This window comes from Brasilonema sennae CENA114 (genome assembly GCF_006968745.1).
In the GTDB taxonomy this organism is placed as follows: Bacteria; Cyanobacteriota; Cyanobacteriia; order Cyanobacteriales; family Nostocaceae; genus Brasilonema; species Brasilonema sennae.
Genome location: NZ_CP030118.1, coordinates 5,188,743 through 5,215,077, shown reverse-complemented (window position 1 = coordinate 5,215,077; position 26,335 = coordinate 5,188,743). Strand labels below are relative to the sequence as shown.

Here is a 26,335-nt window from a genome sequence, read left to right as displayed (position 1 = left end):
TTAATCAAATATGGGATCTGTAGAGCGAATAACTAAAAAGCTGTAATAACGAATTTCTAATTATCAGCAGTACTAAACTGCAAGTGAGTTCAACTCAGGATTTACGCAAAAATAACGTAGTTGTGTTATTGCGAGGAGGAGTGCGCAATCTCACAATCTTGTTGTTTCGTAACTCGTGCGTAAGTCCTACAATTGTTAGTGCTTAAGCCATGACAGAAAACTGTTAAAAATATTAAATGAAACCTTAACACTAAGACAAGAATAACAAAATTTTTCCGATGACTTTGTATAAAGTGTAAATCTTATCTAAACCTTTAAACATTTATCTCCATATATGTACCTAAATTAACAGTGTAATGTTTTAGGAATAAAGTACAAAAACTGTTCATTAATGTGATAAACATGATTAACAAGTACCAGTGGTGGAAACAACTACTGTTAGAGCTTTACGCTTCTGTTATATTCTATACTAGCATTTCTCTCCCATATGTAAATGAGTTAAACTTCACGAGGGTGTCGCGACTCGCACCGCAAGTAGGGTTAATCATTGGCGGAATTTTAGGGGTATTAGACACTGGCATGAATTTTTTGGGTGTGCCGATACTGACTCGCAGCGTTTTGGTGGTATGTCTTTGGATTTTTATGACTGGTGGACTACACTTAGATGGAGCAATGGATACTGCGGATGGTTTAGCAGTGGGTGATCCAAAGCGGCGACTAGAGGTGATGGCAGATAGTGCTACAGGTGCCTTTGGGGCTATGGCAGCAATTGCCTTGATATTAATGAAAACAGCCGCGTTAACAGATTTAAGTAAAAACCGTTGGTTAACTTTGATGGCTGCTTGTGGGTGGGGACGCTGGGGTCAACAACTGGCAATTTTGCGTTATCCTTACCTCAAACCAACTGGTAAAGGTGCCTTTCACAAACAAGCTATTTGTTCCTATAGGGATTTGTTACCGGGACTGTTATTGATGATAGGTTTAAGTGGTTTACAAATAGTCTTCGATAAACAACGTTTGTTTTTCGTTTTGGGAACGGTACTTGCTGGAAGTGCGATCGCCACTCTCACTGGTGCCTGGTTTAACCATAAATTAGGTGGACATACAGGAGATACTTACGGCGCGGTTGTTGAGTGGACTGAAGCTTTATTTCTTTGTGTACTAACTATTTTGGAAAAGCATGAATTGTAAATTATCAAAAAGTTTTGTCATTCATAATTTGCAATAATTTGGAATTCATAATTTCATTTCGCTGGCTGTAGTCGTGTCACCTTAAGTCTAAAAAGTCCAATTCCAGTTTCTCCAAAAGAGCGTACGCGAATCACATAATTATCTGTTTCCACGATCCGGGTAAAAAGTAGGGAATTGCTGGTACCATCAGGACCATCATCATTTTCTGCTACTGTTGTTCCATTGGATGATAGCAGTGTAACCATACAGTCAAAACTCTCAGACGCCAAATCAATTACTAAATTATCGCCCTTATTCAACTTCACCATGTAATCACGGGCAAATCCGCCTTGACCAGTGGGAATGTCTTTGTCAGAGAGTGTGTCGTTAATTTGATTACCAACAGGTATAGAAATCGGATTATAAAACTTATTAGCTTGAGCAAAAGCTGCTGTTGTATTTATTACAATCGCTAGTAACGTGGCAGGAATGATTGTAACTTGTTTCAATCCCACAGCCAGACTCTTATTTCTCATCCAAAGATTATTCCCACAAAAACAGAATCATCTGGTTAATTATAGTTTTCTTAGGCAGAGTTTGCCTATTGAGTAAAAAAAAGTGGAAAAATAATTCAAGATTCAATCAAATTAATTTCTATAGAATTCTTATTTGATTTTTGTGAAAGTGCCTGCACTTTGTGCTTAAAAAACTCAGTACACCTTTATTGCTTCTTTCCTGTTCCCGTTCGGACGTTCGGCGAAGCTATCTCCTGAGCCCTTCGGGCACGGCTTGAGGCCGAACGGAGACGCTACGCGAACGACGCCGGAGGCGGCTTCCGCTACAACGACCGGCTCAGCACAAGTCAGTCGAGCCGCTGACGTTCACCTTGGCGAAGCCTGTTAAAAAAATCAAATCGGATTGCTGCTTTTGCTGGTAACAGCAGTTGTTGCTAACCCGACAACTTTAATTCCAGCTTGATTGAGTGTTTGCATAGCAGACATAGCAGTCGCACCCGTTGTATAAATGTCATCGATCAAAAGAACTGATACTTTTGGGTGGCTACGAAAATCTTTTCCTATTTCAAAGGCTTCAGCTAAATTTTTTGCTCGCTTGGAGGCTGATAAAGAATGTTGTGCTTCTGTTGCTCGCACCCTTGCCAAACCATTCTGTTTCAATTTTAATCCAGTTGTTTCGCAAAAACTTTGTGCTATCAATGCAGCTTGGTTATATCCGCGGTTTTTTTGCCTATCGGGGTGGAGTGGGATAGGAACAACTACAACTTTATTGTGCACAGGCGAATGTAATAGCCATGCTTCTCCCAACCATCGACCTAAAGGACGGGCAATTTGGGGTTGATTTCCATATTTCATTGTAGTGATTGCTGACTTGAGGATACCGCCATATGTTCCCCATGCAAATACGGGCACTGATTTTTGCTTAAGATTATGATCCCTAAGATGGCATTTTTGTAACTGTCTCGTGCAGTCTTGACAGAATTCTTGGGAGGTTGGACGCTGACACAAAGGACAATTAGATTTTAGAAAAAGGTTTAATAAGCTTTCAAGATTTTTAATCAACTGTTGCATCAACAACTGTCCTTCTTCAATTCGACCATGACGAAATAATTCAAATATATGCCCTACGGGATGCTATGGGCAATTCGTAGTTTCACGGTAGGAAGTAAAAAACTCAAAGTATGCCCTAGCTACTCAAAGGGCATACTTTGAATTTAAAAAATATCAATTCCCCAAAGGGGAGTATGGAGAGGAAAAAAAGTCAAGCCAAGACCTTGCTTGCGCTCAAATTCACACCATCAAAATCGATGTTCTAGTTTGAAAAAACTAAAGTCCACCCTTGCTCTTTAACATCTTCTTTAGTGTAGGAAACTCCATCAACTTTTGTCCCTTCTGAATCAAGAATAGAGAGGATTCCACCATCATTAGAAAGTTGAATGTTTTCTGGACTTAAAGGTACTGTAATAACTCCACCAGGCTCAATGCTAAACCCATCAAGAGGTTGCTTGCGTTTGAGTTTATCAGCAATTGCCCAGCCATTCAACTCTATCTTCCCTGGTGAAGAATTTATTAAAGTAACTGACTCTTTGCCAGAATCTTCTCCACGAGGATTTACTAAAGCAGCAATGATTTTGACCTGCGCCTTCACTGCTGGAGTTCCTGGTTGTACTGGTTCACTTCCTACAATCTTATCTATGGGGTTACCAGTGCGATCATCAGTATGGAAGGACTGGGACTGAAATGCAAAGAATACTGCAACCCAGTGGTCACCAGACGATAGTGCAGAAGGGTAATGAATTAATAACGCCCCATCTTGGTAAACTCCATTTTCTCTGGCAAAGCTACCGCTGTTACCTTGGTTCATATGAAGATTATGAACGCCTCTTCCTGGTTGGAAGCCGAACACTTTGTCAGACTTATTTTCTGGTCCCCAAGGTTCGCCGAAAGCATACACAACTGCTTGAGTTTCAATTGCCCGTTGAAAGTATGAGTCAATCAACTCGTTGAGATCGTTGTTTTCTCCTGGTACATTGAAGGGCAATGGTTTCATCTGATTGACTTTGAATAAATTACCCCGGATGTAGTCTAGGGCAATTTTTCCAGGTTGTCTATCAGAATCCTCAAGTTTTTTAAAACCAAAGTCCAATTGATCAAGTTTGTCGGTGATGAAATGTTCAAAGTTGTCATCGATAAAATACAATAAATCGAAAGGTTTCTGACTTGACCTAACATTAATTGCTAGACGATACGAAAACTGATCGTCCTTCACATGAACTTGATAGTGCGGGGTGTCACTACCAAGTTCCTTTTGTCCGGCGATCGCATGACACTTTAATACACCATAACCTTCGCTTAAATTCATAGACTTGTTCCTTATTAATGAAATTGACTGTGATTCATCTCGCCATTCAAGTTTGCTCATGACTTTGTCATGAACTCATTTTGGATATAGCTTTTCCTAGGCAAAGGCTATTCATTTTTTAGCCAGCTACTCATTATAAGTGAGTGCTATTTTTCGGATTAATGATTGCTGAGTACTTTCGTATTTTTAGCGTCTAAAATTTTACTCTAGTTTTATCGTTATTGCTGGACTTTTCCGTTACACGATGTAATTATAGTTACAATTTTAACCTTGAAACTACTTGATTTTCTCAAATGGTAGCTCAATATTCTTGAGTCCAGCAGTACCCTTGTGGGTGATTTTTGCTTGTTTTTTGATGCTTATTGATGAACCAGTGCTAACCAACTAGGAAATGCGTAAGAATTGACAGCCAATAACTTTAACTCGCGATAAGTATCAAATACCCAACTTGCTGTTGTCTGAAGATTCTCCATCAAACAAGCATCCTCACCAGAAGCTTCAAATGCAAGACTCCACCAAGCATTCCCTTGAATGATCAGATGGGTAAGTTCTACTGTACAACCGTTTTCGATATGCTCATCTGCACAAACGGGTTGTGGTGGAAATTCTGGTAAAACTTGGTAAAGTTGGGAATAGCGAACTTTCTGGACATTCACCCAAGAGGAATTGCCCATAACGAGGTTTGGCTGAAAAGTTTCTTCTGTATCATCACAACACAGCCACTTACTCCATTTCTCAGCCTTACCTTCTACAAAATCGCCAAAACCCACAGCGCCTAATTGTGCTTTGCGCCACTTGACTTCCAGCCGTCCTTGACGCAGTTTGATTCCTAAGAAATCACACTTTGGTGAGTAAAGATATACATCTTCGCGTTCTTCTGGTAGTTGCATAGGGTTTATCAGACAATTCTGCTTAAACCAAGTTTCAATATTTTCCGGTATCGTGCCAGAAGAAAACCAGCGCAGTTCGTAAGTTGTCAGCATACATGGGACAATGAAAAACGAAATATGAACTTCCCTTGTGTTGCTTCCAGCCTAAAGGAAATTGTAGAAATGTGGAAAAAAATTATATTCATTTTGCTCTTGGTGTTTGCCTTCAGCTTCAGTCATTCTAATGTAGCGGCGGCGGTTGGACGAAGTTATGTAGACACTACTAATGGTTATGAGTTTTCATATCCTAACGGCTGGGTGCAAGTTAAAGTTGCCGACGGTCCAGATGTGGTGTTCCACGACATCATTGAGATTAGTGAAAATATCTCTGTAGTGATTAGTCCAGTTCCAGAAGGCAAAACTCTCAAAGAATTAGGCACACCAACAGAGGTAGGATATAGGTTGGGAAAAAAGGCTCTTGCTCCTGAAGGTTCCGGTCGCAAAGCTGAATTAGTCAATGCCGAAGAGCGCGAATCGAACGGAACAACATACTACCTCTTAGAGTATGCGATCGCACTATCTAATAACGAACAACGCCATAACCTTGCTAGTGTTGCTGTTAGCCGTGGCAAACTTTTTACACTCAACGCCTCAATTCCTGAAAGGCGTTGGGGTAGAGTGAAAGGATTAATTGAAGAATCGTTGAAGTCTTTCTCAGTTTACTAGTGATTAGTACTATCTGCTATGGGTATTCCACCCTTTGTACTCGCCTCTGCTTCTGTCGCACGACGCCGCTTACTACAAATAGCTGGGATTGAACCTTTGGTTTGTCCCAGTGATTTTGACGAGTCACAAGTCCAAACAGATGATCCTGCACAGTTAGTCCAAATTTTAGCTCAGCGAAAAGCAGAAACTGTAGCCCCTCAGTTTCCATCGTCTTTGATTATGGGTTGCGATTCTGTTTTGGCTGTTAACCGCGAAATTCATGGTAAACCAGCAAATCCCGAAGAAGCACGTCAACGCTGGCAAAAAATGCAAGGTCATTTTGGTGATCTTTACACAGGTCATGCCTTAATTGACCTTTGCCAAAATCATACTTTGGTTAGATGTCAGGTAACAAGAGTTTACTTTGCTCAACTTAGCAGTGAGACGATTTCGGCATATGTCGCCACAGGTGAACCTTTAAAGTGTGCTGGTGCTTTTGCTCTTGAAGGTCGCGGTGGTTTGTTTGTGGAAAAAATCGAAGGTTGCCATAGCAACGTGATTGGGCTAAGTTTACCACTGCTACGGCAAATGTTGGCAGATTTGGGATACAGTGTCACGGATTTTTGGTACTCAAGCTAACCAAAAAACTCCCTCCGGTTCAAACAGAGCCGACTGGTGTTAAATTCTTATTGAGAAACTACGTCTAGGAAAGCAGTGCCAGGCTTTCTAAGCTGAAATAATACCAATTTCGCTGGCTGCTATATAAACCCTAGACAAGTCTAGACATTTATTTCTTACTTCAATGGGAGCATGGGAGCGGTTATCCCTCAGTAAGCTTACACGCTTTAGCCAAACGTGATACGCCAGGTGCTACCCTATGGCTGACGCCACGCCTTACGGCTATCGGGAAGCCGCCCTCCGGGCGTCTACAACGCCCTTAACACAAGCGGAGCACTGGCTCAAATTAATTGCTGCGTTTAAATCTCGATCCATCGAATGCCCACAACTTTTACAGTTGTAAGTCCTTTCTTTTAGCGGCATATCTTGAATATGTCCACAATTGGAACAGATTTTACTTGATGGGAACCAACGGTCAGCAATGATGATTTCACAGCCAAATTTTTTAGCTTTGTATTCCAACTGGCGCTTAAACTCATGAAATCCACAATCAGCAATCACTTGCGCCATTTTGTGGTTAGATAGCATCCCAGAAACGTTCAAATCTTCTACTACTATTTTTGCGTGGTTCTTGCATAAGAAAGTAGTGAGTCCACTTGCCGTCTTGGCGGCTTCCGTCACGATGGCAAAGTGGCGAACCCGAAGGGTGATTTTGTGAAGAGTATCTTTTCTAAGATTAGCTATCCTTAAATGATGTTTTGCAAGTTGTATTTTGGCTTTGCCTCTATTCTTAGAACCTTTCGCTTTTCTGGCAAACTTTTTTGATAGTCTACAAAGTTTTTCTAGATTAGTCTTGTAATGCTTGGGATTAGGGAATGCCACGCCAGTAGACAGTGTAGCCAATTCCTTGATACCTAAATCAACTCCCACAATTTCGTGTGACTTAACAGTTGGTTCATGTTCTTGTTCATGTGCAAAAGCAATGAACCAGCTATCAGCAGTTCGGGATATTGTGATTGATTTACACGTGGTATGTGGTAATCCTTCATAGGTTCTAACCCATCCAATGGTGGGGAGCTTAACAGACTTGCCACCAACAGGGATAGGCTTGCCACTTGCATCAATAGTAAAAGAGTCGTGAGCACCCTTCTTTTTGAAGTTAGGATAACCACCTTTAAGAGAGAAAAATCTAGAAAAAGCATCACCTAAATTATCAAAAGCATATTGAGTGATTTTCTGACAAATACCTTTCTCTTTAATCCACTCAAACTCAGGTTTAACATGGTTGTTAAAGAACTTTTTAAGGATATATTTATTAGGCTTTAATCCATCTTTAACCAAGTTATTCCAAGTAGCTAAGCCCCAGTTGTAACTAAATCTTGCAATACCTGCATGTTTACTCATTATTATTTCTTGGGCTTTACTCAGTTTTAGCTTTGTCTTGATGGATAAAAGCATTGCTCACCGGGGGTATGACTGGGAAAAAGAGCCTTGCGGGGTTCCGACTGGGAAAATGAGCCAAGCCTTATTAGAACGAGTACCCTACTACGCCGACGAATTAACAGACGTTTGCGTAGCGTCCCTTTTAGGGACTAGGCTTGGCTCATTTTCTTGTGCCAAGTGTGACTCACAAACAACGAGTACTCGTGGGTGTTGACAGATCAACAAAAACTGGGCTGGCTCTTTTTCTTTGCCCAAGTGCGTTGACCTCTAATGCTATTTGATAATTAGTATACCAATATACAAAGTCAATTACAATGCCTTTCAGGAAAAACCATAAATTAGGTTTCACTAGTGACAAACCGTTTGATAAAGACCCTGTGTGTTTTAAAGTGGCACCTGGAGTTAAAGATAAGCTAAAAGCCGTCCCTGACTGGCAAAAACGGCTTAGAGAGCTTGTTGATGAGTTGATTAAAGATGTCAATAATTGTTGATAAATGTCTAGGCTTGTTTACATTATTGGCTTCTTAGGACTAACTCTGTTAAACTAGGATTTCTAGCACGCCCAACAACATTAATAGGTTCCATAATGGCTTTGCCAGCAGGTAATGTAATTGAAGGCTCACCTGAGCGAGTATCAACGATACACTCACCGCTAATTACGTAAGCAAATGCAGGCGAACCATGTGTATGCCAGACACCTACGTCTCCGGGTGCTATGGTTAGCGTTTAAATTTCGCCTTCTAACTCCGATACCTTCGGTAACTCGCTAGTTTTGAGTTTGAGAACGCTGGTTAGCTCTGATGTAACTTGGTTTGGTGTAGCCTGTGCAAATGAGATACTAGAGTACCCAACTCCAAGCATGACTACAAGCAAGACTACAAGAAGAACTTGTTTAAGTTTCATGCCTCACACCTTAAGTGAAGATACGGCTAAATGGTATCACTTCCCACCGTAGAAGAAGGCAATTTCTTTTTCTTTTAACGCTGCAAAACCAGCATCTGTGAGTTGTTGGTTGAGTTCTTCTTGGGGTATGTGCTTTGCACCAATTCGCACAATGCGCGATCGCATCGTGTTGCTGACACCACTGCGCTGTCTGTTTCCTTCTAGCCCCATGACTTTGTGATAAAGTTCTAGTTTCGTGGGGGGAATAGGGGAACCATCAAAATCTATTCCGCTTGCAATTGCTTCATCAACTGCATCAGCACCTTTAGTTGTTTGGCTTTGTTGGTTAATTTCAGCAGTCATGGCAGTTTCTTATCAGTTACCAGTTATCAGTGAACAGTTATCAGTTATAACTGTTCACTGTTTGAATCACCTTACTAGAGAATTTTACCAGGCTTTGTGAACACAACAAAGTCAGCGTAGGCAAAAAGCAAGGGATATGGGGGATTACATCAGGCAGTTGTTTTTGACCGAAGCTAAGGCGTAGAAGTATAGGGGTAAGAGGGATTTGTATTTTTGTACACCTCTATCCTGGAACTGAAAGATACAAGCCCCCACACTCTTATATCCCCTATTCCCTTACAACGCGCTTGTGCAACAAGTCGCAAAGCTCGCCGGACGGAATCTTGGGCCCGGCAACGCCAGACGCCTCAACGGTCAAAGCTCGTCGCTTGGGTTGCTTCCCCCGACAGACTTTGGGGGAACCCTCCGAAGTTCTGATGCCTGCGGCAAGCTGCAAAGCGTCTACGGAGGAAACCTCCCGCAGTCGCCACAACGGGGGGAACCCCAACGCCAGATCCCTACGGAGGGAAACCCTCCTGCAGGACTGGCTCCGCAAGGCGCTGCTCTCCGCTCAGACAACTCTTGGCACGGCGCTGGCTCGACTTTGCGGGAAACTTAGCCTGTGCACTGGCTCCCCTTACATTCTTACACCCTAAGTTCTTGACTCACTTTGAACTAAATGAGTGTATGTTTCGACATACGCTTGTCACTTTTGGAGCTTTTGGTTTAATCTCAAACCAACGGTAAAGCATAATTGTTGCGCTATGTCAGACCCTCACACTCCTCATAAAAAAGACCGTGCTCTAGAAAAAGCTCTCACTAACAAAATTATTGATGATTATTTTGATAGCTCAGAAAGCTGGCTGCGAGCCATTTTGCGCATGTGCATCTTCTCTTTGGGTCATTTAGATGGACAATCCGTGTTTGTCGTAGAATGTCCCAATCAAGCAGTAGCTAAGCGGTTGAGTCGAAAAACTCATCCTTTTAGAGGAATTATTTACTATTTAACTGATAATCTTAACGCTGGCGATCGCTCTGTGTTTTGCTACCGAGACTCTTCTGAAGCTACTTGGCGTTGTTTTGACACCAGAACTAACACCTGGAGAACTTTGAGTCATCGACAAACGCCAACAGCCCCTACTGACGGGTTGTGACATCCTCCCCCGCTGCAATCTTCGATTCAGCGGGGGCTTCCAGTAATCACTTACTGGACTTCCTAGTTTTTTCCTTACCGGATTTCGCCACTTGCCTAGACTGAGTGACCTCAGCCCCCGGTAGATCGGCTGCACAGGCAGTTTCCTTTCCGCTAAGCCCTGGCGTACTAATTGAGGCATAGCCTCGGTTTCTAATGACTTGACCACTAGCAACATCTCTATCTGTGGTGTATCCACAGCTAGAACAATGATGTATTCTAATGCTCAAGTCTTTGTTTGTAAGCGCACCACATTTTGGACACTCTTGAGAAGTTCCCCTTGGATCAACGCAGCTAAAAAACTTTCCTCGTTTCCAGCACACATACTTAGTGATAGTTCGGAACTGTCCAAAGCCAGCGTCAAGCATATGCTTTCCCAGTATCCCTTTTGCCATCTTAGAATAATCCAGATCTTCGATGAAGATCATATCTCCGGCATCACAAAGGGCGTGAGCTTGTTTAAAGTGAAAGTCTTTACGAGTGTTGTCTATCGTGTGATGCATTCTTGCAACTTTAATACGCTGTTTGTCGTAGTTCTTCGACCGTTTTTGCTTTCTAGATAATCTGCGTTGCACGGCAATAAAGCGGGAGGAAAATCCACACCGCTTTTTGCCTCAGCAATTTCAGCTTGCTTTGCATTGTCTTGAAAAACTTAGGCGGCTTTACGAGAACACCATCACTGGTTGCCAAAAACTTTTCTAGTCCCACGTCAACTCCAATAGGGTGGCCGTGGGGCATTGGGTCTTATAGCTCCCCAAACCCCCTCTTTTAGATAAAGCATCTTGTGCAGGGGAAGCAGGGGAAGAAATAACTCCCTCCTTCCCTCCTTCCCTCACTCCTGAGTTCGGCGTGTCAGTGAACCCCCAACAAATGCACCCAACACAGTTCCTGTCCACAGTCCTGTTGTGCTACCCTGCCAAACTGCCCCTGGTGTAATCAAAACATTACACATCTCCTTCAATCCCCAAGTTTGGTTTTGACACTTGTGACTGTGGAGACTTAAGGTGATTTGTCCTCCGATGTAACCTCCCAAAAATCCTGACAGCAGGGCTACAAAGGTGCAAGTGAGAGTTCGATTTTTAGTCATTAGTTATAGTTATTAATCATTGGTCATTAGGAGGCAGCGCCTTGCGGTGAATCCAGCGCAGCAGAGAGAAGTGCCTTGCGCGGGTTCCCCGCGTTGTGGCAACTTCGGAGCGGGTTTCCCGCCGTAGGCGACTGGTGAACCCGGAGGGAGCCAGTCCTGCCAAGAGTTGTGCCTTGCGGAGCCAGTACTTGATGAGGGTTTCCCGACAGAGGTATCTGGCGTCGGGTTCCCCGCGTTGTGGCAACTTCGGAGAGGGTTTCCCGACAGAGGGATCTGGTGAGACCAGCGCTGCAGGAGGGTCTCCCTCCGTAGGCGACTGGCGAACCCGAAGGGCCTTGGGGTTCCCCCAAAGTCTGCCGGGGGAAGCAACCCAAGCGGCGAGCTTTGACCGTTGTGGGGACTGCCGTTCATTAGTCGATCTTTCAGGACTTTTGACTAATGACTGTGTATAATAAATCAACCAGTATTTCTCATGCCTGCGGCAATACCGTTGATAGTTAACAATGCTCCTCGTAACAACTCGCCTTTACTGTAACGAGAGTGAATTACTCCGGATGTCACATTTGTTCGAGATTCGCGCAGGCGTTTGAGCAAGGAAATTTGAATGAAACCTAGGGGCACAATTGTAGCATTACGTAACTGGACTGAGCGCTGCAATACGGGGTCTCCATCCAAAAGTTGTTGATGACCAGTGATTTGCAAAACCAAACCCCTTGTCAAATAGTATTCACTAGCAATTTGTTCAAAAACTTGCTCAAAACGGGGTTTGTCTTCAGGGTTAGACAGTTGTTGAACATATTGCTGTGCCATTTGCAAGTCTACTTTAGCTAAGGTCATTTCTGCTTTAGAAATCACCATTTTGAAGAAGGGCCACTTGATATAAAAATAACGCAGTAACTTCAAATGTTCTTCTGGTTCTTCGTTCAAGAATTCTTGCAAAGCTGTACCAACACCGTACCAAGAAGGTAGTAAGAATCGGGTTTGTGTCCAGCTGAAAACCCAAGGAATTGCCCGTAAGCTAGTCAAATCTTTTTTACCAGATGGACGACGGGCTGGACGAGAACTAATTTGCAGCTGGCTAATTTCCTCAATGGGGGTGACTTGATGGAAGAAGTCAATAAAATCAGGTTGTTCGTAGATCAGGTTGCGATAGTGAACACGCGATCGCGCTGCTAGTTCTTCCATAATTTCATTCCAAGGTTGAATATCATCAAACCCCGTCCGCAGCAAGCTAGCTTGAATAACAGCAGAGCTGATCGTTTCTAGGTTGTACAGTGCTAAGTCCGGTAAGGAATATTTAGAAGCCAGAACTTCTCCTTGTTCGGTAATTTTGATTCGTCCATTGATACTGTGACCGGGCTGAGCCAAAATAGCTTCATAAGATGGACCACCACCGCGTCCAACAGAACCACCTCGTCCATGAAAAATCCGCAAATTCACACCATACTCTTCTGCAATTTTCTGTAATGCTTTTTGAGCTTTGTGGATTTCCCAGTTACTGCTTAAGAAACCTGAATCTTTGTTGCTGTCGGAATAGCCCAGCATCACTTCTTGCAAATTAGGCGTTAGGGGAGATGAAGGAGTTATTTCTTTCCCCTTCGGGTTCGCAGTCGCCTGCGGAGGAGCCAGTACTGAAGGAGGGTTTCCCGACAGAGGTATCTGGCGTTGGAAACCCTCCCGCAGCGCTGTCTCACCTGCTCCCTGCTCCCTGCTCCCTGCTTCCTGTTCCCCTGCTTTATACCCTCCTGCTAGCAAAGCGCGGTACAAGGGTAATGTAAACAGTTCCCGCATAACGCTTGTGGAACGTTGCAAATCTTCTACTGTTTCAAACAGGGGAACAACTTGAATGCTTCCAATAGCAGTACCCGGATCATAAAGTCCAGCTTCTTTAGCCAGTAGCAACACTTCCAACACGTCGCTTACTTGGCGACACATGCTGATAATGTAAGTTTGGCAAATATGATGACCAAACTCTTGTTGGAGCGATCGCACCATCCGTAAAGTTTGAATCACATCGTTCGTTTTTTCGGAAAATGGCAGTTCTGCTGGAATTAACGGGCGACGTGTTTGCAGTTCTTCAACTAGCCAAGCAGTTCTCTCCTGTTCTGATAGTTCGTCGTAGGGGACTTTTAAAACTCCCAGGTATTCCAAGATTTCGTTTAAAGCATCAGAGTGACGGGTTGATTCTTGGCGGATGTCGAGATGTGTTAAGTTAAAACCAAAAATTTCTACCTGACAGATTAGATGTTCCAATTCTCGACAACTCAAACCTGTTTCTGTCAAGTTGTGTTCAATCAAGCGTAGTTCTGCTAAAAAATCTGCTCCTGAATGGTAAATTGGGATATTCTCATTCTTTAGGGGTTCTCGTTTGTACAGAGCTAGGTTGCGATCGCGAGTATTTTCCAGCCGCTTGAGCACATAAGATAGCTTCAGTCGATATGGTTCTTGTCGAAAGCGCAAGGCCAGTTGCTCGTAAACTTCACTCAGTTGGGACTGCTCCAACTCCAAAGATTCCAGCAAGTCTGGTAATATATCACTCCAATGGAGCGATAAACTCAACAAGTTTATCAACTGCCTCACCGACTTGATGTATTTCTCTAGCACAATGTTGCGCTGATAGCAAGCTGTTTGCCAGGTAATTTCTGGTGTCACAGATGGATTTCCATCTCTGTCTGCTCCTACCCAAGAGCCAAACTTACAGAAGTTTTTCCCAGGAGGTTCCAACCAGGGAAAAGTGCTAGACAATGCGTGTTTTAAACGTTTGTGCAAATGAGGAATACTATCAAATAAAACTTCTTGGAAGTAGTGCAAGGCATAATCTACTTCATCGAGTACTGAGGGTTTAAACTGGTGTAGTTCATCGGTACGCCACCACAGGCGAATTTCTTCGAGCAGTTGTTCTTGTACTTCCTCGACTTCCCACGAAGGACTACCGTTTGTAGAACGTTTTTCCACTACATCTAGCTGTTGCAACAGTTTAACCACTCGCCGTTGTTTATCACGGATTGTATGCCGAACAATTTCTGTTGGGTGAGCTGTAAATACAAGCTGCACGTCCAACTGTGCAATCAGACGTTGAATTTGCTGTGGTGGGACGTTTAAATTGAATAAATAAGGCAACAAACTGGCGAAAGTTCCTTTTCGTTTATTATTGGAGTTTGCTTGCCAACTTTTTGTCAATAAGTCTGCTCCAAGTCCACTGTTAACAGGATTTTCTGCTTCTTCTTGGTTTGATGAACAGATGAAATCTGGTAGAGTTTCTTGAGTTGTTGACTCTGTTTCTACCTCATAACGAATTAATTGCTGTTTTTGTTCGTTGTCCTGCTCTATGATGTTAATCAACTGAAAATACAAAGCGAAAGCACGAGCAGCTCGAATTGTTTCGTTGATATTGAGCTGTTCTATCAACTTGAACACAGAGGAAGCTTGGTCGTTGATTGCTTGTCCCTCTGGGGAACACAAATCCTGTAGTTGCCGCAGCAAGTCTACCATCTTTTGACCACACTCTTGGCGCAGAACCGACTCCCACAACTCCTCTACGACTTGCAGGCGATGGCGCAAAAATAAGTCGGAGGCGGGGTAGATGTTCACTGCCTGAGTAAAAGAGTATAAAAGGTAATTCATATCCTTTATGCCGGTTAAGCAAGTTAAGATTTTTTGATTCTATGAGCTGACTGAGTTATGACAATTGCCATAGAATCATTGAGGAGGCAAAGTGCATTTTTGAGATTTTAAGATTCTTTTTCATCAGGGAAATTAAGAATCGGCAGGCGATCGCCTCGAAACAATTCAACTGTCGCCTCCCCAAACGCTTGTAGAGTTTCTGTTGTGCCAATTTCTGCTATTTGCAAAAGTAGTATAGATGCGGTACCAACTTGCAAAAGCAAAGACTGAGGAATGGTAAACAAAGTTAGATTTAGTCCAGAATCAGATAAAGAACCGGGGGTCACAGGTGGCATTAGTTTTCGGTGGGGGTTCAAGAATGAAAGGGATAAAATGCAAAACCAAACAAAAGTCAGTCTTGTAACTGTACACAACTATTTTTGCCGATTTTACAAAGTTATAAGGTAACAAAAGTGTTAAAAAAAACGACATAGTGTCATAATTCTATAGTTCTAGTTTACAAGGAATTGGGGATTGGCGATTCGGGAATAGCCATTGAGAATCATTTCACTAAATTCCTAGTCAAAACGGATTGACAAAATCCCCTTGAGCTAGTAAGTAATTTATTGCTCAACGAAAGCACTGTTAAAAATCACAGCTTCCTGTCAAGTCAACTTTCCATGAAAACAGAATTACCAGATCGCCAAAAATCTCTAGTGCAGTGGGTTAGCCAAGCAACAGGGATTAGCACTTTCGGGGTAAAAATCCGGTTGCAGGGAAACGAACTACACATTTTATGTGAAGGTCGAGAATGTCCTCAGCGTTGGCAAACTCTGTCTGACTTGCTGCGAGCATTACAACAAACAGATTTGGATGTCCTGACTAGCATTGAGCAACCTGCAATTTATCAAGTCTTTGTCTACGGACGCAAAAAAGGGGAAAATCAACCGAGATGGTGTCATAAAGTTTATCTCAATCAACTTGATCGGCATTTAGAACAGGTAGAGCAAGCGCTGCTAGAAGATGAGGGAAAATCGCAAAAAGCTGCTAGTGGAGGGCTGATTGTTTCTAACGAAACTTTAGCGCACCAAGGAGATCCAGAGGCGATCGCTCGTTATCTGAGTGAAACACTCAGTACTTTTGATATTGCTGTAGAAGTTGAAGTCATCAAGCAAAAATCCACACAAAACAATTACAAAAATCAAACTCAGCTGTGGGTATTTTGTGAATCGAGTTATTCTAACCCAGATCCATCTTTAATTGCCGAACCAGTCGCCCAGAAATTACGGCATCTTAAACTTTCTGGTTACCAAGAAGCTGTGATCGCTTCGCGTGTCAAGGGTGAAAAGAGGATAGATTGGCTGTTCAAAGTGGATTTGACGCCATCTAAGGTAATGCTTAAGGAATGGGCGCGTTGGGGAGATGTGCAAGCCCTGTCACGTTTGTTAAGTGAGACGTTGTTAGAGTCAAAAGTGACAGTAGAAGCAATACTCAAAGAATCAACACTACATATCTTTTGTACCCCAGTTTCTGAAACATTGGCAACTGATCCAATTTTAGAGAAGACACTGTGTTTACAAGCCGTAAGACCTGTTTTAGAAAAAATAGCCCCCCAAGGTATTGTTGCAGCGACAGTGTATGGACAAAAAACAACAGATAACCAACCAGCATGGGTTGATTGGTTGTCCTTACCTGCTAACGAACACCCAGCGCTTGCAATCTCAGCCCAGCAACTGGCGACTTATGGGGATGAACGTGCTATTGTTTTCCTACTTGAGCGTTTGCTCAACCCTGATTTAGATATGCGTCTCAAAACCGGAGGTATTCGCGTCTTTGTGCAACGCATTGGGGATTTATTGCACATCATGTGTGATGCACCCCTTTGTCCAGCATGCGAACAAGTTGCTTCACAAGTGACTGAGTTTGTGCATCAGCTAAAAATCTCCGGAATTGCTGGTGTGCGCGTCTACGGTCGGTGTGCTGGTAACAAGGAACCTTTTTGGGACTACAGTGTCGATTATAAACACCGTGAACCATTGGTAGCACAAGCAACTCCAAAATTTGCTCCAACCTCTGCTTATGTTCACGAGCTTCCAACTTCTGAGACTGACGAACCTGTGCTGCGCCCTAACATATCTACAGAGGAAATTTACATTTTTGTCACACAAGTGACTCAAGATTGGAGCGCAAATGTCAGAAAGCTTTTTTTAGCAACGCAGTTGTTTACAGAGAACAAATCACAACAAAAAACTAAAAATCATCATCAAGGACAAGGACTCAAAGTTGCCTTAGTATGGGGTGCGTTGGGATTACTACTGACTTTACAAACAGATTGGATATTGGGGAAATTTTTATCCCGCATCACACCCCCAACATCCACGGTTAGCAGTGTTTCGCCTAAATCATCTTCTACTATTAAAACATCGTATACTGATTCGGCTGACCAGAAACAGAGAACTGCATTTTTTACAAGTACTTCTAAAGAAAAATCTCCTAAAGATGAGAACAATGTATTCAATGCATCGAATTCTACGCAACCAGATTTGGAAGCCTCACCGTTGAAGTCAAAAGCAACACCAACTGCGATTATTCTTGCAGCACGTTCTCACAAATCAGGATCATTACTCAGGCAAATACCAAGTTTCAATGCTTCCCAATTAGATGAGCAACTCATACTATACAAACAGCGTTTAGCAAAAACAGGGCATCCACCAGATGTATTGATTATTGGATCTTCCCGCGCTTTGAGGGGAATAGATCCTGTTGCTCTTTCTAAATCTTTAGCAACTCAAGGTTCTCAGAATATTGATGTTTTTAACTTTGGCATTAATGGTGCAACTGCAAAAGTCGTCGATTTTGTTGTGCGTCGAGTTCTTAAGCCATCGGAACTACCAAAACTTATTATTTGGGCAGATGGTGCTCGTGCTTTCAACAGCGGTCGAGAGGATATAACTTTTAGCACAATTGCTGCATCACCAGGATATCAATATGTGTTGCAAAAAGCAGCCAGCACAGAGCAAGAAACGGCAATGGAAGAACCTCCGGAAGGTGAGAGCACTTATCAAGCTGTAGATATTTGGTTAAGTAAAGGTTTAGCTACTTTTTCCGCGACTTATCAAAAGCGTGACAATCTTAAAAATCTTTTGAAACAACAATTGAAATATTTGCCTATTATTAGCAACACAAACCAAGCAGTTACTCAAAAATCACACAGCAAAAATCCAGAAGATATTCAGGTGCAAGCAGTTGAATTTGATGGATTTCTCCCTCTTTCGACTCGCTTCCAACCAACTACATACTATCAAAAATATTCTCTAGTCTCTGGTAACTACGACAACGACTACAAATATTTTCGACTGCAAGGTGAGCAAAATACTGCTCTACAAACACTACTTAGATTTACCCAGTCTCAGAAAATAACTTTAGTCTTTGTCAATATGCCTGTTACAGCATATTATTTAGACTCAGTACGCTCAAAATATGAGCAAGAATTTCAGCAGTATATGCAAAGTTTGGCAGGCAAACCAAATTTTATTTACCAAGACTTAAGCCAATTATGGCCTAAGGCAAATGACTACTTTTCCGATCCCAGCCATCTCAACCGCTACGGTGCTTATAAAATATCGAAAAAGCTTGCGAATGATCCTACTATTCCTTGGTTCAGCAAATAAATTGTGGGGAGAAGGGAGTGAGGGAGTGAGGGAGTGAGGAAGTGAAGGAGTCGGGAGTGAGGTGAAAACTCCTAACTAATAACTAATGACTAATGACTAATAACTAAAACATGAACTTTATTTCAATTCTATACGGGTTATTTTTGCTGAGTGTCCTGGGAATTTATTGGTCTGTGGCACAACAAAAGTTGCGGTTATGGACGTTGCTACTTGCTAGCCTAGTTTTTTACGCATCTTTGCAAGTTCATTACATCCCGTTACTACTAGTACTCACTTTTTTTAATTTTCGTATTGGAAAAGAAATTGATGAAAAAACGATACCACATCCCCATTTTTCAGAGTGGCAATATTCTGAACAAGAATGGTATTTCGCTCAAATTGATTGGAACCATCGCCGTCTCAAGCTTTTGTGGTTAGGTATAATTTCTAATGTTTTTTTACTACTGATATTCAAATATTTACTACCTTTCTTAGAATTCTTTTACCCGAGTATTATCACTTTATCTGCTGACTCTTTTAAACTGATTACCCCTTTGGGAATTTCATTTTTTACCTTTGAGTGTATTGCATATTTAGTTGATGTCTACCGTGGCGCACCCGCTACTCAGGAGTTTCTTCAATTTGCCGCATACAAGTTTTTCTTTGCCAAACTGATTTCAGGTCCAATTACTGGTTTTCACAGCTTAGCGAATGAATTCAAAAATTTCCGCTTGCTAACTCCTGATATTGTGGCAGAGGGACTATGGCTTATTGCTAGGGGTGCAGTCAAAAAAGTGATTATAGCAGACCATTTGGGAATTTTTGTTGACTTATGTTTTGGGAACTTGCAAAGGGCGGGTAGCACAGATTTGTGGTTAGCAACTTTTGCTTACGGCTTCCAGTTGTATCTGGATTTCAGTGGTTACGTGGATATTGCCCGTGGAAGTGCTTTGCTATTTGGGGTGGTTTTACCGGAAAATTTTGACTTTCCCTACTTCAGTACGAGTATTGCTGACTTTTGGCGGCGCTGGCACATCACTCTAGGAGATTGGCTGCGTAATTACCTGTACTTTCCTTTGGGTGGTTCTCGCCAAGGATTAGATCGGACCTGCCTTAATTTAATGATTATCATGCTGATTGCAGGTATTTGGCACGGTGCAGGATTGGGTTTTGTGGTTTGGGGGGTTTTTCACGGATTAGCTTTGGCTGTTCATCGTTTCACTGATGTTATCAGCGATCGCTTTGAAGATCTGGAAAATTTCTGGCAACAACCATTGGGTACAGTTTTGGCTTGGCTACTTACGCAATTTATGGTTTTCACCTCTTGGATTTGGTTCCGCTTGCCCAACCTTGAAGATTCCTCTTTTGTATTTCAGCATCTTTGGGGTTTTTCTGCCAATGAGCAATTTGCTCAAAAGGTGTACGTTGATGCCTTAAACATAACTCAATACCAACTGGCAATTTTGCTAGTCGTTCTATATATTGCAATGGCTCTTGTCTACATTTTTAACCGAACATTGAAGTTACAGTTGATCTGGCCTCTAAAGCTTGTTTTCGTACCTTTGTGTTTCTACAGTGTTTTGTTACTCGCTCCTGAAGGCAGTTTACCTTACATATATTTTGACTTCTAAGGGAACAGGGAAAGAGTGTTTCTTTTACTTGTAGCACTGATGCACTGACCGTGGGATGCTTTGATCTGATTGTTAATAAACAGATAATTTTAGGTTTATATTTTCTTTGGTAGATAACACATTCTAAAAGTTATCGTTATGTTTCTATGAATAACTTTACTTTTGTTAAAGAAAATATAATATGTAACAAAGTATTAAATAAGCACTTCAGTTTAAGTGAATTGATCTAAATTTATAAATGACAGGTAAATCACTGACTTACCTGATAAATAAGACTCAAAAAGTTTATCGCACTTATAACAACAATGACCACAACAATACAACGTCGCGAAAGCGGTAACGTATGGGAGCGGTTCTGCCAGTGGATCACCTCCACGGAAAATCGCGTATATGTAGGTTGGTTCGGTGTACTGATGGTTCCCACCCTCCTCTCCGCTACCATCTGTTTCATCATCGCTTTTATCGCAGCACCTCCCGTTGACATCGACGGAATCCGTGAGCCAGTTGCAGGTTCCTTAATCTATGGAAACAACATCATCTCTGGTGCTGTTGTTCCTTCCTCCAACGCCATCGGCTTGCACTTCTACCCCATCTGGGAAGCAGCTTCCTTAGATGAGTGGTTGTACAACGGTGGTCCATACCAGCTCGTCGCATTCCACTTCCTTATTGGCATATTCTGCTGGTTAGGTCGTCAGTGGGAGTTATCCTACCGCTTAGGTATGCGTCCCTGGATTTGCGTAGCTTACTCTGCACCTGTTGCAGCAGCAACCTCCGTATTCCTGATTTACCCCCTCGGACAAGGTTCCTTCTCTGATGGTATGCCTCTGGGTATTGCTGGAACCTTCAACTTCATGTTGGTGTTCCAAGCAGAGCACAACATCTTGATGCACCCCTTCCACATGCTCGGCGTTGCAGGTGTCTTCGGTGGTTCACTGTTCAGTGCAATGCACGGTTCTTTGGTCACCTCCTCCTTGGTTCGTGAAACAACCGAAACCGAATCTCAGAACTACGGTTACGTCTTCGGTCAAGAAGAAGAAACCTACAACATCGTTGCTGCTCACGGCTACTTTGGTCGCTTAATCTTCCAATACGCTTCCTTTAACAACAGCCGCAGCTTGCACTTCTTCCTGGCTGCATGGCCTGTCATCGGTATCTGGTTTACCGCCCTGGGCATCAGTACAATGGCATTCAACCTCAACGGTTTCAACTTCAACCAATCGTTGATTGATTCTCAAGGTCGTGTGATTGGTTCTTGGGCAGATGTGCTCAACCGCGCTAACTTGGGTATGGAAGTAATGCACGAGCGTAACGCTCACAACTTCCCCCTCGACTTAGCTAGCACAGAAGTTGCTCCAGTAGCACTTTCTGCTCCTGCGATCAACGGCTAATTCTTAATAGCCTAAGGACGCGATGTCTCGCGTCCTCTACAAGTGAAAAGCGCCCTTCTCGAATAAGAGGGGCGCTTTTTCATTTGATTAATAGATGGGAGTCAAAAATGGATGCAGCGCATGCTCACAATTTGCAGCTCGATAATTGTGGTGACATCGAAAAAGTCAAAGCTACTGATAAATAAGGGTTTTCGCCTATCGCTGTATTTGCAATATAACAACAAGCTAAATGCAACAATTCTTATTTGCATTGATATATTGAGCATGGTAAATTACAGCAAATCCTAGGTTCTGATGGGGTTCAGCCATCAGAGGTAACGGGGAAAGTATGCCTGCGCCACGCCGTAGGCGAACGGTGAAAATCCGACACTGTCCCGCAGCTGTGATGAGACTCAAAATTTTTGTCTCTAAGTCAGAATGCCCGCCTGAGGTAAGAAACATAAAATCGTCTGCGAGGTACAGATGCTAAATATTCTTTTTAATTGCCGTTGTGCGGTAAAAGTCGTTGTGTCTAGTATGAGTGCAATGACGACTTTGATATTGTGGAACTATGCTGTGTGTGCTGGAGAAATTGCACAACCAGAAAAAATAGCACAAAGCATAAGTCCGCCAACAAATGAACAAGAACCCCCTATTGAAATTACAGTCACAGGTAAAGTGTTGAATCAGCCTGTTTTCTCTCCCTTTCGTCGAGAGGGGACAGTGAAAGATTCTACCCGTCCAGTCTACGTCATTACAGGTGAAGAAATGGAAGCGCAGGGTGCGCGAACCGTCAGAGAAGCGCTACGATTTCTCCCCGGAATCTTACCTGATGGAACAGTAGGGACAGAAGTGAACGCATTAAGCGGTCAATTTATCCGGGGTTCTAACTCCGAACAAGTATTGATTTTACTAGATGGGAGACCGATTAATAATCTTGGTGGCGGTGGTTTTGACCTTTCAGAAATCACCACAAACAACATTGAACGAGTAGAAGTTTTACCTGGAGGAGGTTCCACCCTATACGGTTCCGATGCGGTGGGTGGAGTGATTAACATTATTACTCGTCGTCCGACAGAGAAAGTGACAACACAAGCGGGAGTGACTCTGGGTGCGTACGGACTCAATGAACAGACTATCCAGAATAGCGGGAAAATAGGTGATATTTCTTGGGTTGTGGGATATAACCGCACCGAAGCAGATAACAATTATCCTTTTTCCATCCCAGAAGCCAACTTTGAAGGAACCAGGAAAAACAATGACACTCTCTACAACAACTTTAATGTTAAGTTGGAGGCGAATTTAGGAAAACGCAATACTCTTACTGTCTCAAGCCTATACTTAAACAAAAATCAAGGAGTTCCAGGAGGAGTCCCCATACCCGAACCTCAGTTTGGACAAGGTTATTTTAACTCCTTGACTGACAACAATCGCAAATACACAGACCAAGTTCTCACCGATTTAACCTGGAACTCAAAACTAGGAGGAGGAAACGATTCCCTAATCACAGCAAGAGTTTACGCCGATTTTCTCAATACTCGTTTTGAGAATCGTAGTGGGACACTTTCATCCCAGCGACGATTTGATAACGAGCAAACCTCTTACGGAATTCAAACACAACACAGTTGGAAATTTGCGAAAAATCAAACCTTAGTCTACGGTTTTGATTACCGCAACACTTCAGCACGTAACAGCACCTTCAACTATTCCACTGAACAACAAACCCTCAGCTACGACGATAGCCTTGATCAAGGAGCGCTTTTTGCCAGATATGAAATCAACTTTACTCCTAGCTTCAGTGTCAATTTAGGCTTACGCCAAGATTTTAGTTCTTTAGCAGATGGCTCTTTTACATCACCTAGTGTAGGCGCACGCTGGACAATTTCTGACTCCACTAACCTTAGAGCTAACTATATCAGGAATTTCCGCGCACCGACTCTTTTCAATTTATATGCAAGAGGTTCTACTTTCGTTGGTAATCCGAATTTGAAATCAGAAAATGGTGATAGTTATGATATAGGAATTGACCAAAAGCTATGGGATTTTGGTTTATTGCGCTTAACCTTTTTCAGCAATACAATATCAGATTTAATTGCCTATAACTTTGCTGTTCCCGTAGCCACATATGAGAACATTGGCTTAGTTCGCACTACGGGAATTGAAGCTGCTTTGAATGTACAACTGGCGAAAAATGTCTATGCCTTTGCCAATGATACACTCAATGATCCACGCATTAAAGAGAGCGTCAACTCTGCCGAAAAAGACAAAGAATTAAGATTTGCAGGTGCAGATAGTTTAAATTTGGGAATTTCTTATGAAACACCTCAAGGCTTATATGCAGGAATACTCATGCACTCCCTCGGTTCATATCCTACCAACAATACCAACACAGAATCTTTGTCCGGGTATACGACTTTTGATTTCAAAACACGAATTCCGCTGAGTGATAACTTGGTACTGACTGGTAGTGTAGACAATATCTTGAATCAGAGATACCAGTTATTTCCAGGCTTTCCCGATGCAGGGAGAGTTTTTCAAGTAGGTTTAAATGCCACATTTTAGATGGTAGTAAAATACTAATTAGTAGTGAATCATTCCTCTGTTTTCTTCTTCTCTGTGCTCTCTGCGTCTCTGCGGTTCAATAAAGCTATTTTTCACAAATCAGATAGGATTGCTATAACCATCAACAATCACCAACCAACAATTTTCAATCCAAAACCACTATGAGTCAATTTCATCCTTGGGTAACACCATTAAACCGTGTCATCAAAGAACCTTCCCTAACAGGAGGATACATTGAACATGAAGATTTCGATTGCAATTGTGACGTTTTATCATCACTACTTTACACCTTATTTCAGCAAAATTGGCATCAAGTAGGAGTAGGACACATTGTACAAGGTGGTGTGTTGGAACTAGAATTTCCTGCAGCACCCAAAATTTGTATTCTTTATGATGGATATCTGACAGTCGTCACAGAAAGTTGGCATCTTCACTTATGTATTGAAGCAAATTTAGGTGGTCCCCATTGTAAAACACCATTAGAATTAAGGAAACAACGTCAAGTCAGTCGTGCTGCTTTTTATCGACGGTTTAATGCAGAAGGAATCCCCAGAAGTTGGGGAATTGATTTCTGGAATGGTGCAAGTGAAAATTTGATGACTATCTTCTTGCCTAATCCTTATGTCGAGGGAGAAAACTTATTACCGGAAGGTAAACCGAACTTAACAAAATTAGAGCTTTACCATGAACTACGGGATATTTATGTGTTGGGTAAAAAGCCGATACCGTTTGATAAAAATCCCCTAAAACATGCTTACATATCTGTTTGTACTTCTAGCCGTTGTCTCCCTTCCCAAAATTGGAAACCTACTTTTAATGAGCTAAAAGCAGCAGTTGAAAAAACAGGTTTGGATGTGGAAGTCAGAACTTCTGGCTGTCTGGAAGTTTGCAAACTTGGTCCAGTTGTGTTTTATTCAGAGGATAGGACTTGGTATACTCGCGTCAAACCAGAGGTGGTTGAAACTATTGTTAATCAACATCTGGTTGAAGGTAAGAAAGTGACTGTACATTGCTATCCTCCAGAGTCTGTTGAAAAAAAGTAACCGCACATGCACGATTTTTGGAGGCGGATAAGTTATTGGTGTATCTTTGTGGTTATTTCTGGAAAACTTTCCGATGAGAATTAGAATATTTCGTCAAGCTAAATTGTTCGCTTTTTTCTGTCAGTTTTTGTTGGTTGCTGTTTTGGCGATCGCTTGTCACAGCACCACAACTCCTCACACTCTATCAACAGACATCAAAGAATGCGCTCAAGCTTATAATCCAAACACCGACTACTTTCCGGAAAAAGTAACCGTCAATTATGCCACAGGTTTTGAGGTGGAATATTACAAAAACTATAAGGTTGTGACAGTAAAAAATCCCTGGCGTGATGCACAAGTCAATTTTCAATATATTTTAGTGCAATGCGGGACACCTCCACCAACAGGATTTAACCAAAACCAAGTTATTACAGTACCTATAAATACCGTTGTCTCTCTTTCTACGACTCATTTGCCACATTTAGCAAAGTTAGGAGTTGTAGATAAACTCATTGGTGTGAGTGATAGCAAACAAGTCAATACACCAGAAGTAGTAGAAAAAATTAAAGAAGGTAAAATAACAAAAGTAGGAAATAATGCTAGTCTAAATGTTGAGCAATTACTAGAACTCAATCCTAACTTAGTAATGACTTATGGTACAGGAGACAAACAAACAGATAATTATCCTAAAATTCAAGAAGCTGGTTTAAAAGTGGCGATCAATGCCGAATATATGGAAAATTCTCCCCTAGGAAGAAGTGAATGGCTCAAGTTTACGGCTTTGTTTTTTAATCAAGAGAAAGTAGCCCAAAAAATCTTTGATGAAACTGTCAAAAAATATCAAGCTATAGCCGCCAAAGCACAATCTGTCAAAAATCGTCCGACTGTGTTTGTCGGATTCAACTTTAAAGGTATCTGGTATATGCCAGGGGGTAATAGTTATGTCGCCAAATTTTTAGCTGACGCCGGAAGTGATTATCTCTGGAATAACAAGAAATCATCTGGTAGTCTTCCCCTATCATTTGAAACTATTTTAGAACGTGCTGCCAACGCTGACTACTGGCTAAATTCCAGTCAATCTTGGAAAAATTTAAAAGATTTACGGGATCAAGACAATCGTTATACTGATTTTCAAGCAGTACAGAAAGGAAACGTTTATAATAACAATGCCCGTATCAATGAGACTGGTGGCAACGATTACTGGGAAGGTGGAATTAGTAACCCTGATGTCGTTTTATCCGACTTAATTAGGATTTTCCATCCAGAAATATTACCAAATCACCAGTTAGTTTACTATCAAAAACTCAGCTAATCT

25 protein-coding genes and 1 riboswitch are annotated in these 26,335 nt (G+C 42.1%); of the genes, 12 read left to right on the top strand and 13 right to left on the bottom strand.

Annotation, left to right across the window (positions count from 1 at the left end; genetic code table 11):
• The first annotated feature begins 402 nt into the window (after positions 1–402).
• The gene (gene cobS / locus DP114_RS21920; RefSeq protein WP_171977128.1) at positions 403–1,191 is read left to right on the top strand and encodes an adenosylcobinamide-GDP ribazoletransferase; all 789 of its coding nucleotides are present in this window, start codon (positions 403–405) and stop codon (positions 1,189–1,191) included.
• A 53-nt stretch (positions 1,192–1,244) separates the two neighbouring features.
• Here cobS and DP114_RS21915 read toward each other — a convergent pair whose 3' ends face one another.
• From DP114_RS21915 to DP114_RS21900, 4 genes are all read right to left on the bottom strand, one after another.
• Complete coding sequence (locus DP114_RS21915; RefSeq protein WP_169268593.1) at positions 1,245–1,706, bottom strand: PPC domain-containing protein; 462 nt, start codon at positions 1,704–1,706, stop codon at positions 1,245–1,247.
• A gap of 372 nt (positions 1,707–2,078) precedes the next feature.
• The gene (locus DP114_RS21910) at positions 2,079–2,756 is read right to left on the bottom strand and encodes a ComF family protein (RefSeq protein WP_171977127.1); all 678 of its coding nucleotides are present in this window, start codon (positions 2,754–2,756) and stop codon (positions 2,079–2,081) included.
• A gap of 241 nt (positions 2,757–2,997) precedes the next feature.
• Positions 2,998–4,047, bottom strand: a complete 1,050-nt coding sequence (locus DP114_RS21905) for a DUF2278 family protein (RefSeq protein WP_169268691.1) — start codon at positions 4,045–4,047, stop codon at positions 2,998–3,000.
• Between the two features lie 359 nt (positions 4,048–4,406).
• A complete protein-coding gene (locus DP114_RS21900) occupies positions 4,407–5,030 on the bottom strand; it encodes a hypothetical protein (RefSeq protein WP_171977126.1) in 624 nt (207 codons plus the stop codon).
• 69 nt (positions 5,031–5,099) lie between these two features.
• On the opposite strand from DP114_RS21900, the gene psbP reads away from it, so the two are divergent.
• Together psbP and DP114_RS21890 are read left to right on the top strand one after the other, a co-directional pair.
• Positions 5,100–5,642, top strand: a complete 543-nt coding sequence (gene psbP, locus DP114_RS21895) for a photosystem II reaction center PsbP (protein ID WP_169268694.1) — start codon at positions 5,100–5,102, stop codon at positions 5,640–5,642.
• Positions 5,643–5,660: 18 nt separating this feature from the next.
• Entirely contained in the window at positions 5,661–6,260 is a 600-nt protein-coding gene (locus DP114_RS21890) for a Maf family protein (protein WP_171977125.1), read from the top strand.
• Positions 6,261–6,521: 261 nt separating this feature from the next.
• On the opposite strand, the gene DP114_RS21885 is transcribed toward DP114_RS21890, so the two are convergent.
• Entirely contained in the window at positions 6,522–7,697 is a 1,176-nt protein-coding gene (locus DP114_RS21885; protein ID WP_169268688.1) for an RNA-guided endonuclease InsQ/TnpB family protein, read from the bottom strand.
• 299 nt (positions 7,698–7,996) lie between these two features.
• Between DP114_RS21885 and DP114_RS34485 the strand changes: the two genes are divergently transcribed.
• Positions 7,997–8,173 carry a hypothetical protein gene (locus DP114_RS34485; RefSeq protein ID WP_169268687.1) on the top strand — a complete coding sequence of 59 codons (177 nt, stop codon included), beginning with the start codon at positions 7,997–7,999 and terminating at the stop codon, positions 8,171–8,173.
• Between the two features lie 22 nt (positions 8,174–8,195).
• Here DP114_RS34485 and DP114_RS36380 read toward each other — a convergent pair whose 3' ends face one another.
• From DP114_RS36380 to DP114_RS21870, 3 genes are read right to left on the bottom strand one after another with little or no spacing between them, the layout of a single operon-like run.
• Positions 8,196–8,399 (bottom strand): cupin domain-containing protein, encoded by a 204-nt coding sequence (locus DP114_RS36380; protein WP_171978261.1) that lies wholly within the window; start codon positions 8,397–8,399, stop codon positions 8,196–8,198.
• A 9-nt stretch (positions 8,400–8,408) separates the two neighbouring features.
• Complete coding sequence (locus DP114_RS21875; RefSeq protein WP_169268686.1) at positions 8,409–8,585, bottom strand: hypothetical protein; 177 nt, start codon at positions 8,583–8,585, stop codon at positions 8,409–8,411.
• Positions 8,586–8,621: 36 nt separating this feature from the next.
• Positions 8,622–8,927, bottom strand: coding sequence for a small RNA NsiR4-regulated ssr1528 family protein (locus DP114_RS21870; RefSeq protein ID WP_169268685.1), 306 nt, complete (start codon positions 8,925–8,927; stop codon positions 8,622–8,624).
• Between the two features lie 289 nt (positions 8,928–9,216).
• Here DP114_RS21870 and DP114_RS21865 point away from each other — a divergent pair, with 289 nt between their 5' ends.
• Together DP114_RS21865 and DP114_RS21860 are read left to right on the top strand one after the other, a co-directional pair.
• On the top strand, positions 9,217–9,525 hold the full coding sequence (locus tag DP114_RS21865) for a hypothetical protein (RefSeq protein ID WP_171977124.1): 309 nt from the start codon (positions 9,217–9,219) through the stop codon (positions 9,523–9,525).
• A 145-nt stretch (positions 9,526–9,670) separates the two neighbouring features.
• Positions 9,671–10,060, top strand: a complete 390-nt coding sequence (locus tag DP114_RS21860; protein ID WP_171977123.1) for a hypothetical protein — start codon at positions 9,671–9,673, stop codon at positions 10,058–10,060.
• 46 nt (positions 10,061–10,106) lie between these two features.
• On the opposite strand, the gene DP114_RS21855 is transcribed toward DP114_RS21860, so the two are convergent.
• The 5 genes from DP114_RS21855 to DP114_RS21835 all read right to left on the bottom strand — a co-directional run bounded on the left by DP114_RS21855 (position 10,107) and on the right by DP114_RS21835 (position 15,144).
• Positions 10,107–10,673, bottom strand: coding sequence for an RNA-guided endonuclease InsQ/TnpB family protein (locus DP114_RS21855; protein WP_246162637.1), 567 nt, complete (start codon positions 10,671–10,673; stop codon positions 10,107–10,109).
• Positions 10,674–10,930: 257 nt separating this feature from the next.
• Positions 10,931–11,185, bottom strand: coding sequence for a hypothetical protein (locus DP114_RS21850; protein ID WP_171977122.1), 255 nt, complete (start codon positions 11,183–11,185; stop codon positions 10,931–10,933).
• 16 nt (positions 11,186–11,201) lie between these two features.
• Positions 11,202–11,645, bottom strand: coding sequence for a hypothetical protein (locus tag DP114_RS21845; protein ID WP_171977121.1), 444 nt, complete (start codon positions 11,643–11,645; stop codon positions 11,202–11,204).
• On the bottom strand, positions 11,642–14,809 hold the full coding sequence (locus tag DP114_RS21840) for a phosphoenolpyruvate carboxylase (RefSeq protein WP_171977120.1): 3,168 nt from the start codon (positions 14,807–14,809) through the stop codon (positions 11,642–11,644). Before DP114_RS21840 ends, DP114_RS21845 begins: the two co-directional genes overlap by 4 nt.
• Before the next feature lie 107 nt (positions 14,810–14,916).
• On the bottom strand, positions 14,917–15,144 hold the full coding sequence (locus DP114_RS21835) for a hypothetical protein (protein ID WP_171977119.1): 228 nt from the start codon (positions 15,142–15,144) through the stop codon (positions 14,917–14,919).
• A 324-nt stretch (positions 15,145–15,468) separates the two neighbouring features.
• Between DP114_RS21835 and DP114_RS21830 the strand changes: the two genes are divergently transcribed.
• The 6 genes from DP114_RS21830 (at position 15,469) to DP114_RS21805 (ending at position 26,332) form a co-directional block, all read left to right on the top strand.
• Positions 15,469–18,459, top strand: a complete 2,991-nt coding sequence (locus DP114_RS21830; protein WP_171977118.1) for a DUF1574 family protein — start codon at positions 15,469–15,471, stop codon at positions 18,457–18,459.
• A 110-nt stretch (positions 18,460–18,569) separates the two neighbouring features.
• Positions 18,570–20,069: an MBOAT family O-acyltransferase gene (locus tag DP114_RS21825; RefSeq protein WP_171977117.1), complete on the top strand. Its 1,500-nt coding sequence runs from the start codon at positions 18,570–18,572 to the stop codon at positions 20,067–20,069.
• Between the two features lie 305 nt (positions 20,070–20,374).
• Positions 20,375–21,457 (top strand): photosystem II q(b) protein, encoded by a 1,083-nt coding sequence (psbA, locus tag DP114_RS21820; RefSeq protein ID WP_171977116.1) that lies wholly within the window; start codon positions 20,375–20,377, stop codon positions 21,455–21,457.
• A gap of 269 nt (positions 21,458–21,726) precedes the next feature.
• Positions 21,727–21,900: riboswitch (cobalamin riboswitch) on the top strand.
• A 19-nt stretch (positions 21,901–21,919) separates the two neighbouring features.
• Positions 21,920–23,998 (top strand): TonB-dependent receptor plug domain-containing protein, encoded by a 2,079-nt coding sequence (locus tag DP114_RS21815; RefSeq protein ID WP_171977115.1) that lies wholly within the window; start codon positions 21,920–21,922, stop codon positions 23,996–23,998.
• A 161-nt stretch (positions 23,999–24,159) separates the two neighbouring features.
• Entirely contained in the window at positions 24,160–25,041 is an 882-nt protein-coding gene (locus tag DP114_RS21810) for a (2Fe-2S) ferredoxin domain-containing protein (protein ID WP_169267671.1), read from the top strand.
• A 73-nt stretch (positions 25,042–25,114) separates the two neighbouring features.
• Positions 25,115–26,332, top strand: coding sequence for an ABC transporter substrate-binding protein (locus tag DP114_RS21805; protein WP_169267670.1), 1,218 nt, complete (start codon positions 25,115–25,117; stop codon positions 26,330–26,332).
• Positions 26,333–26,335: the final 3 nt, after the last annotated feature.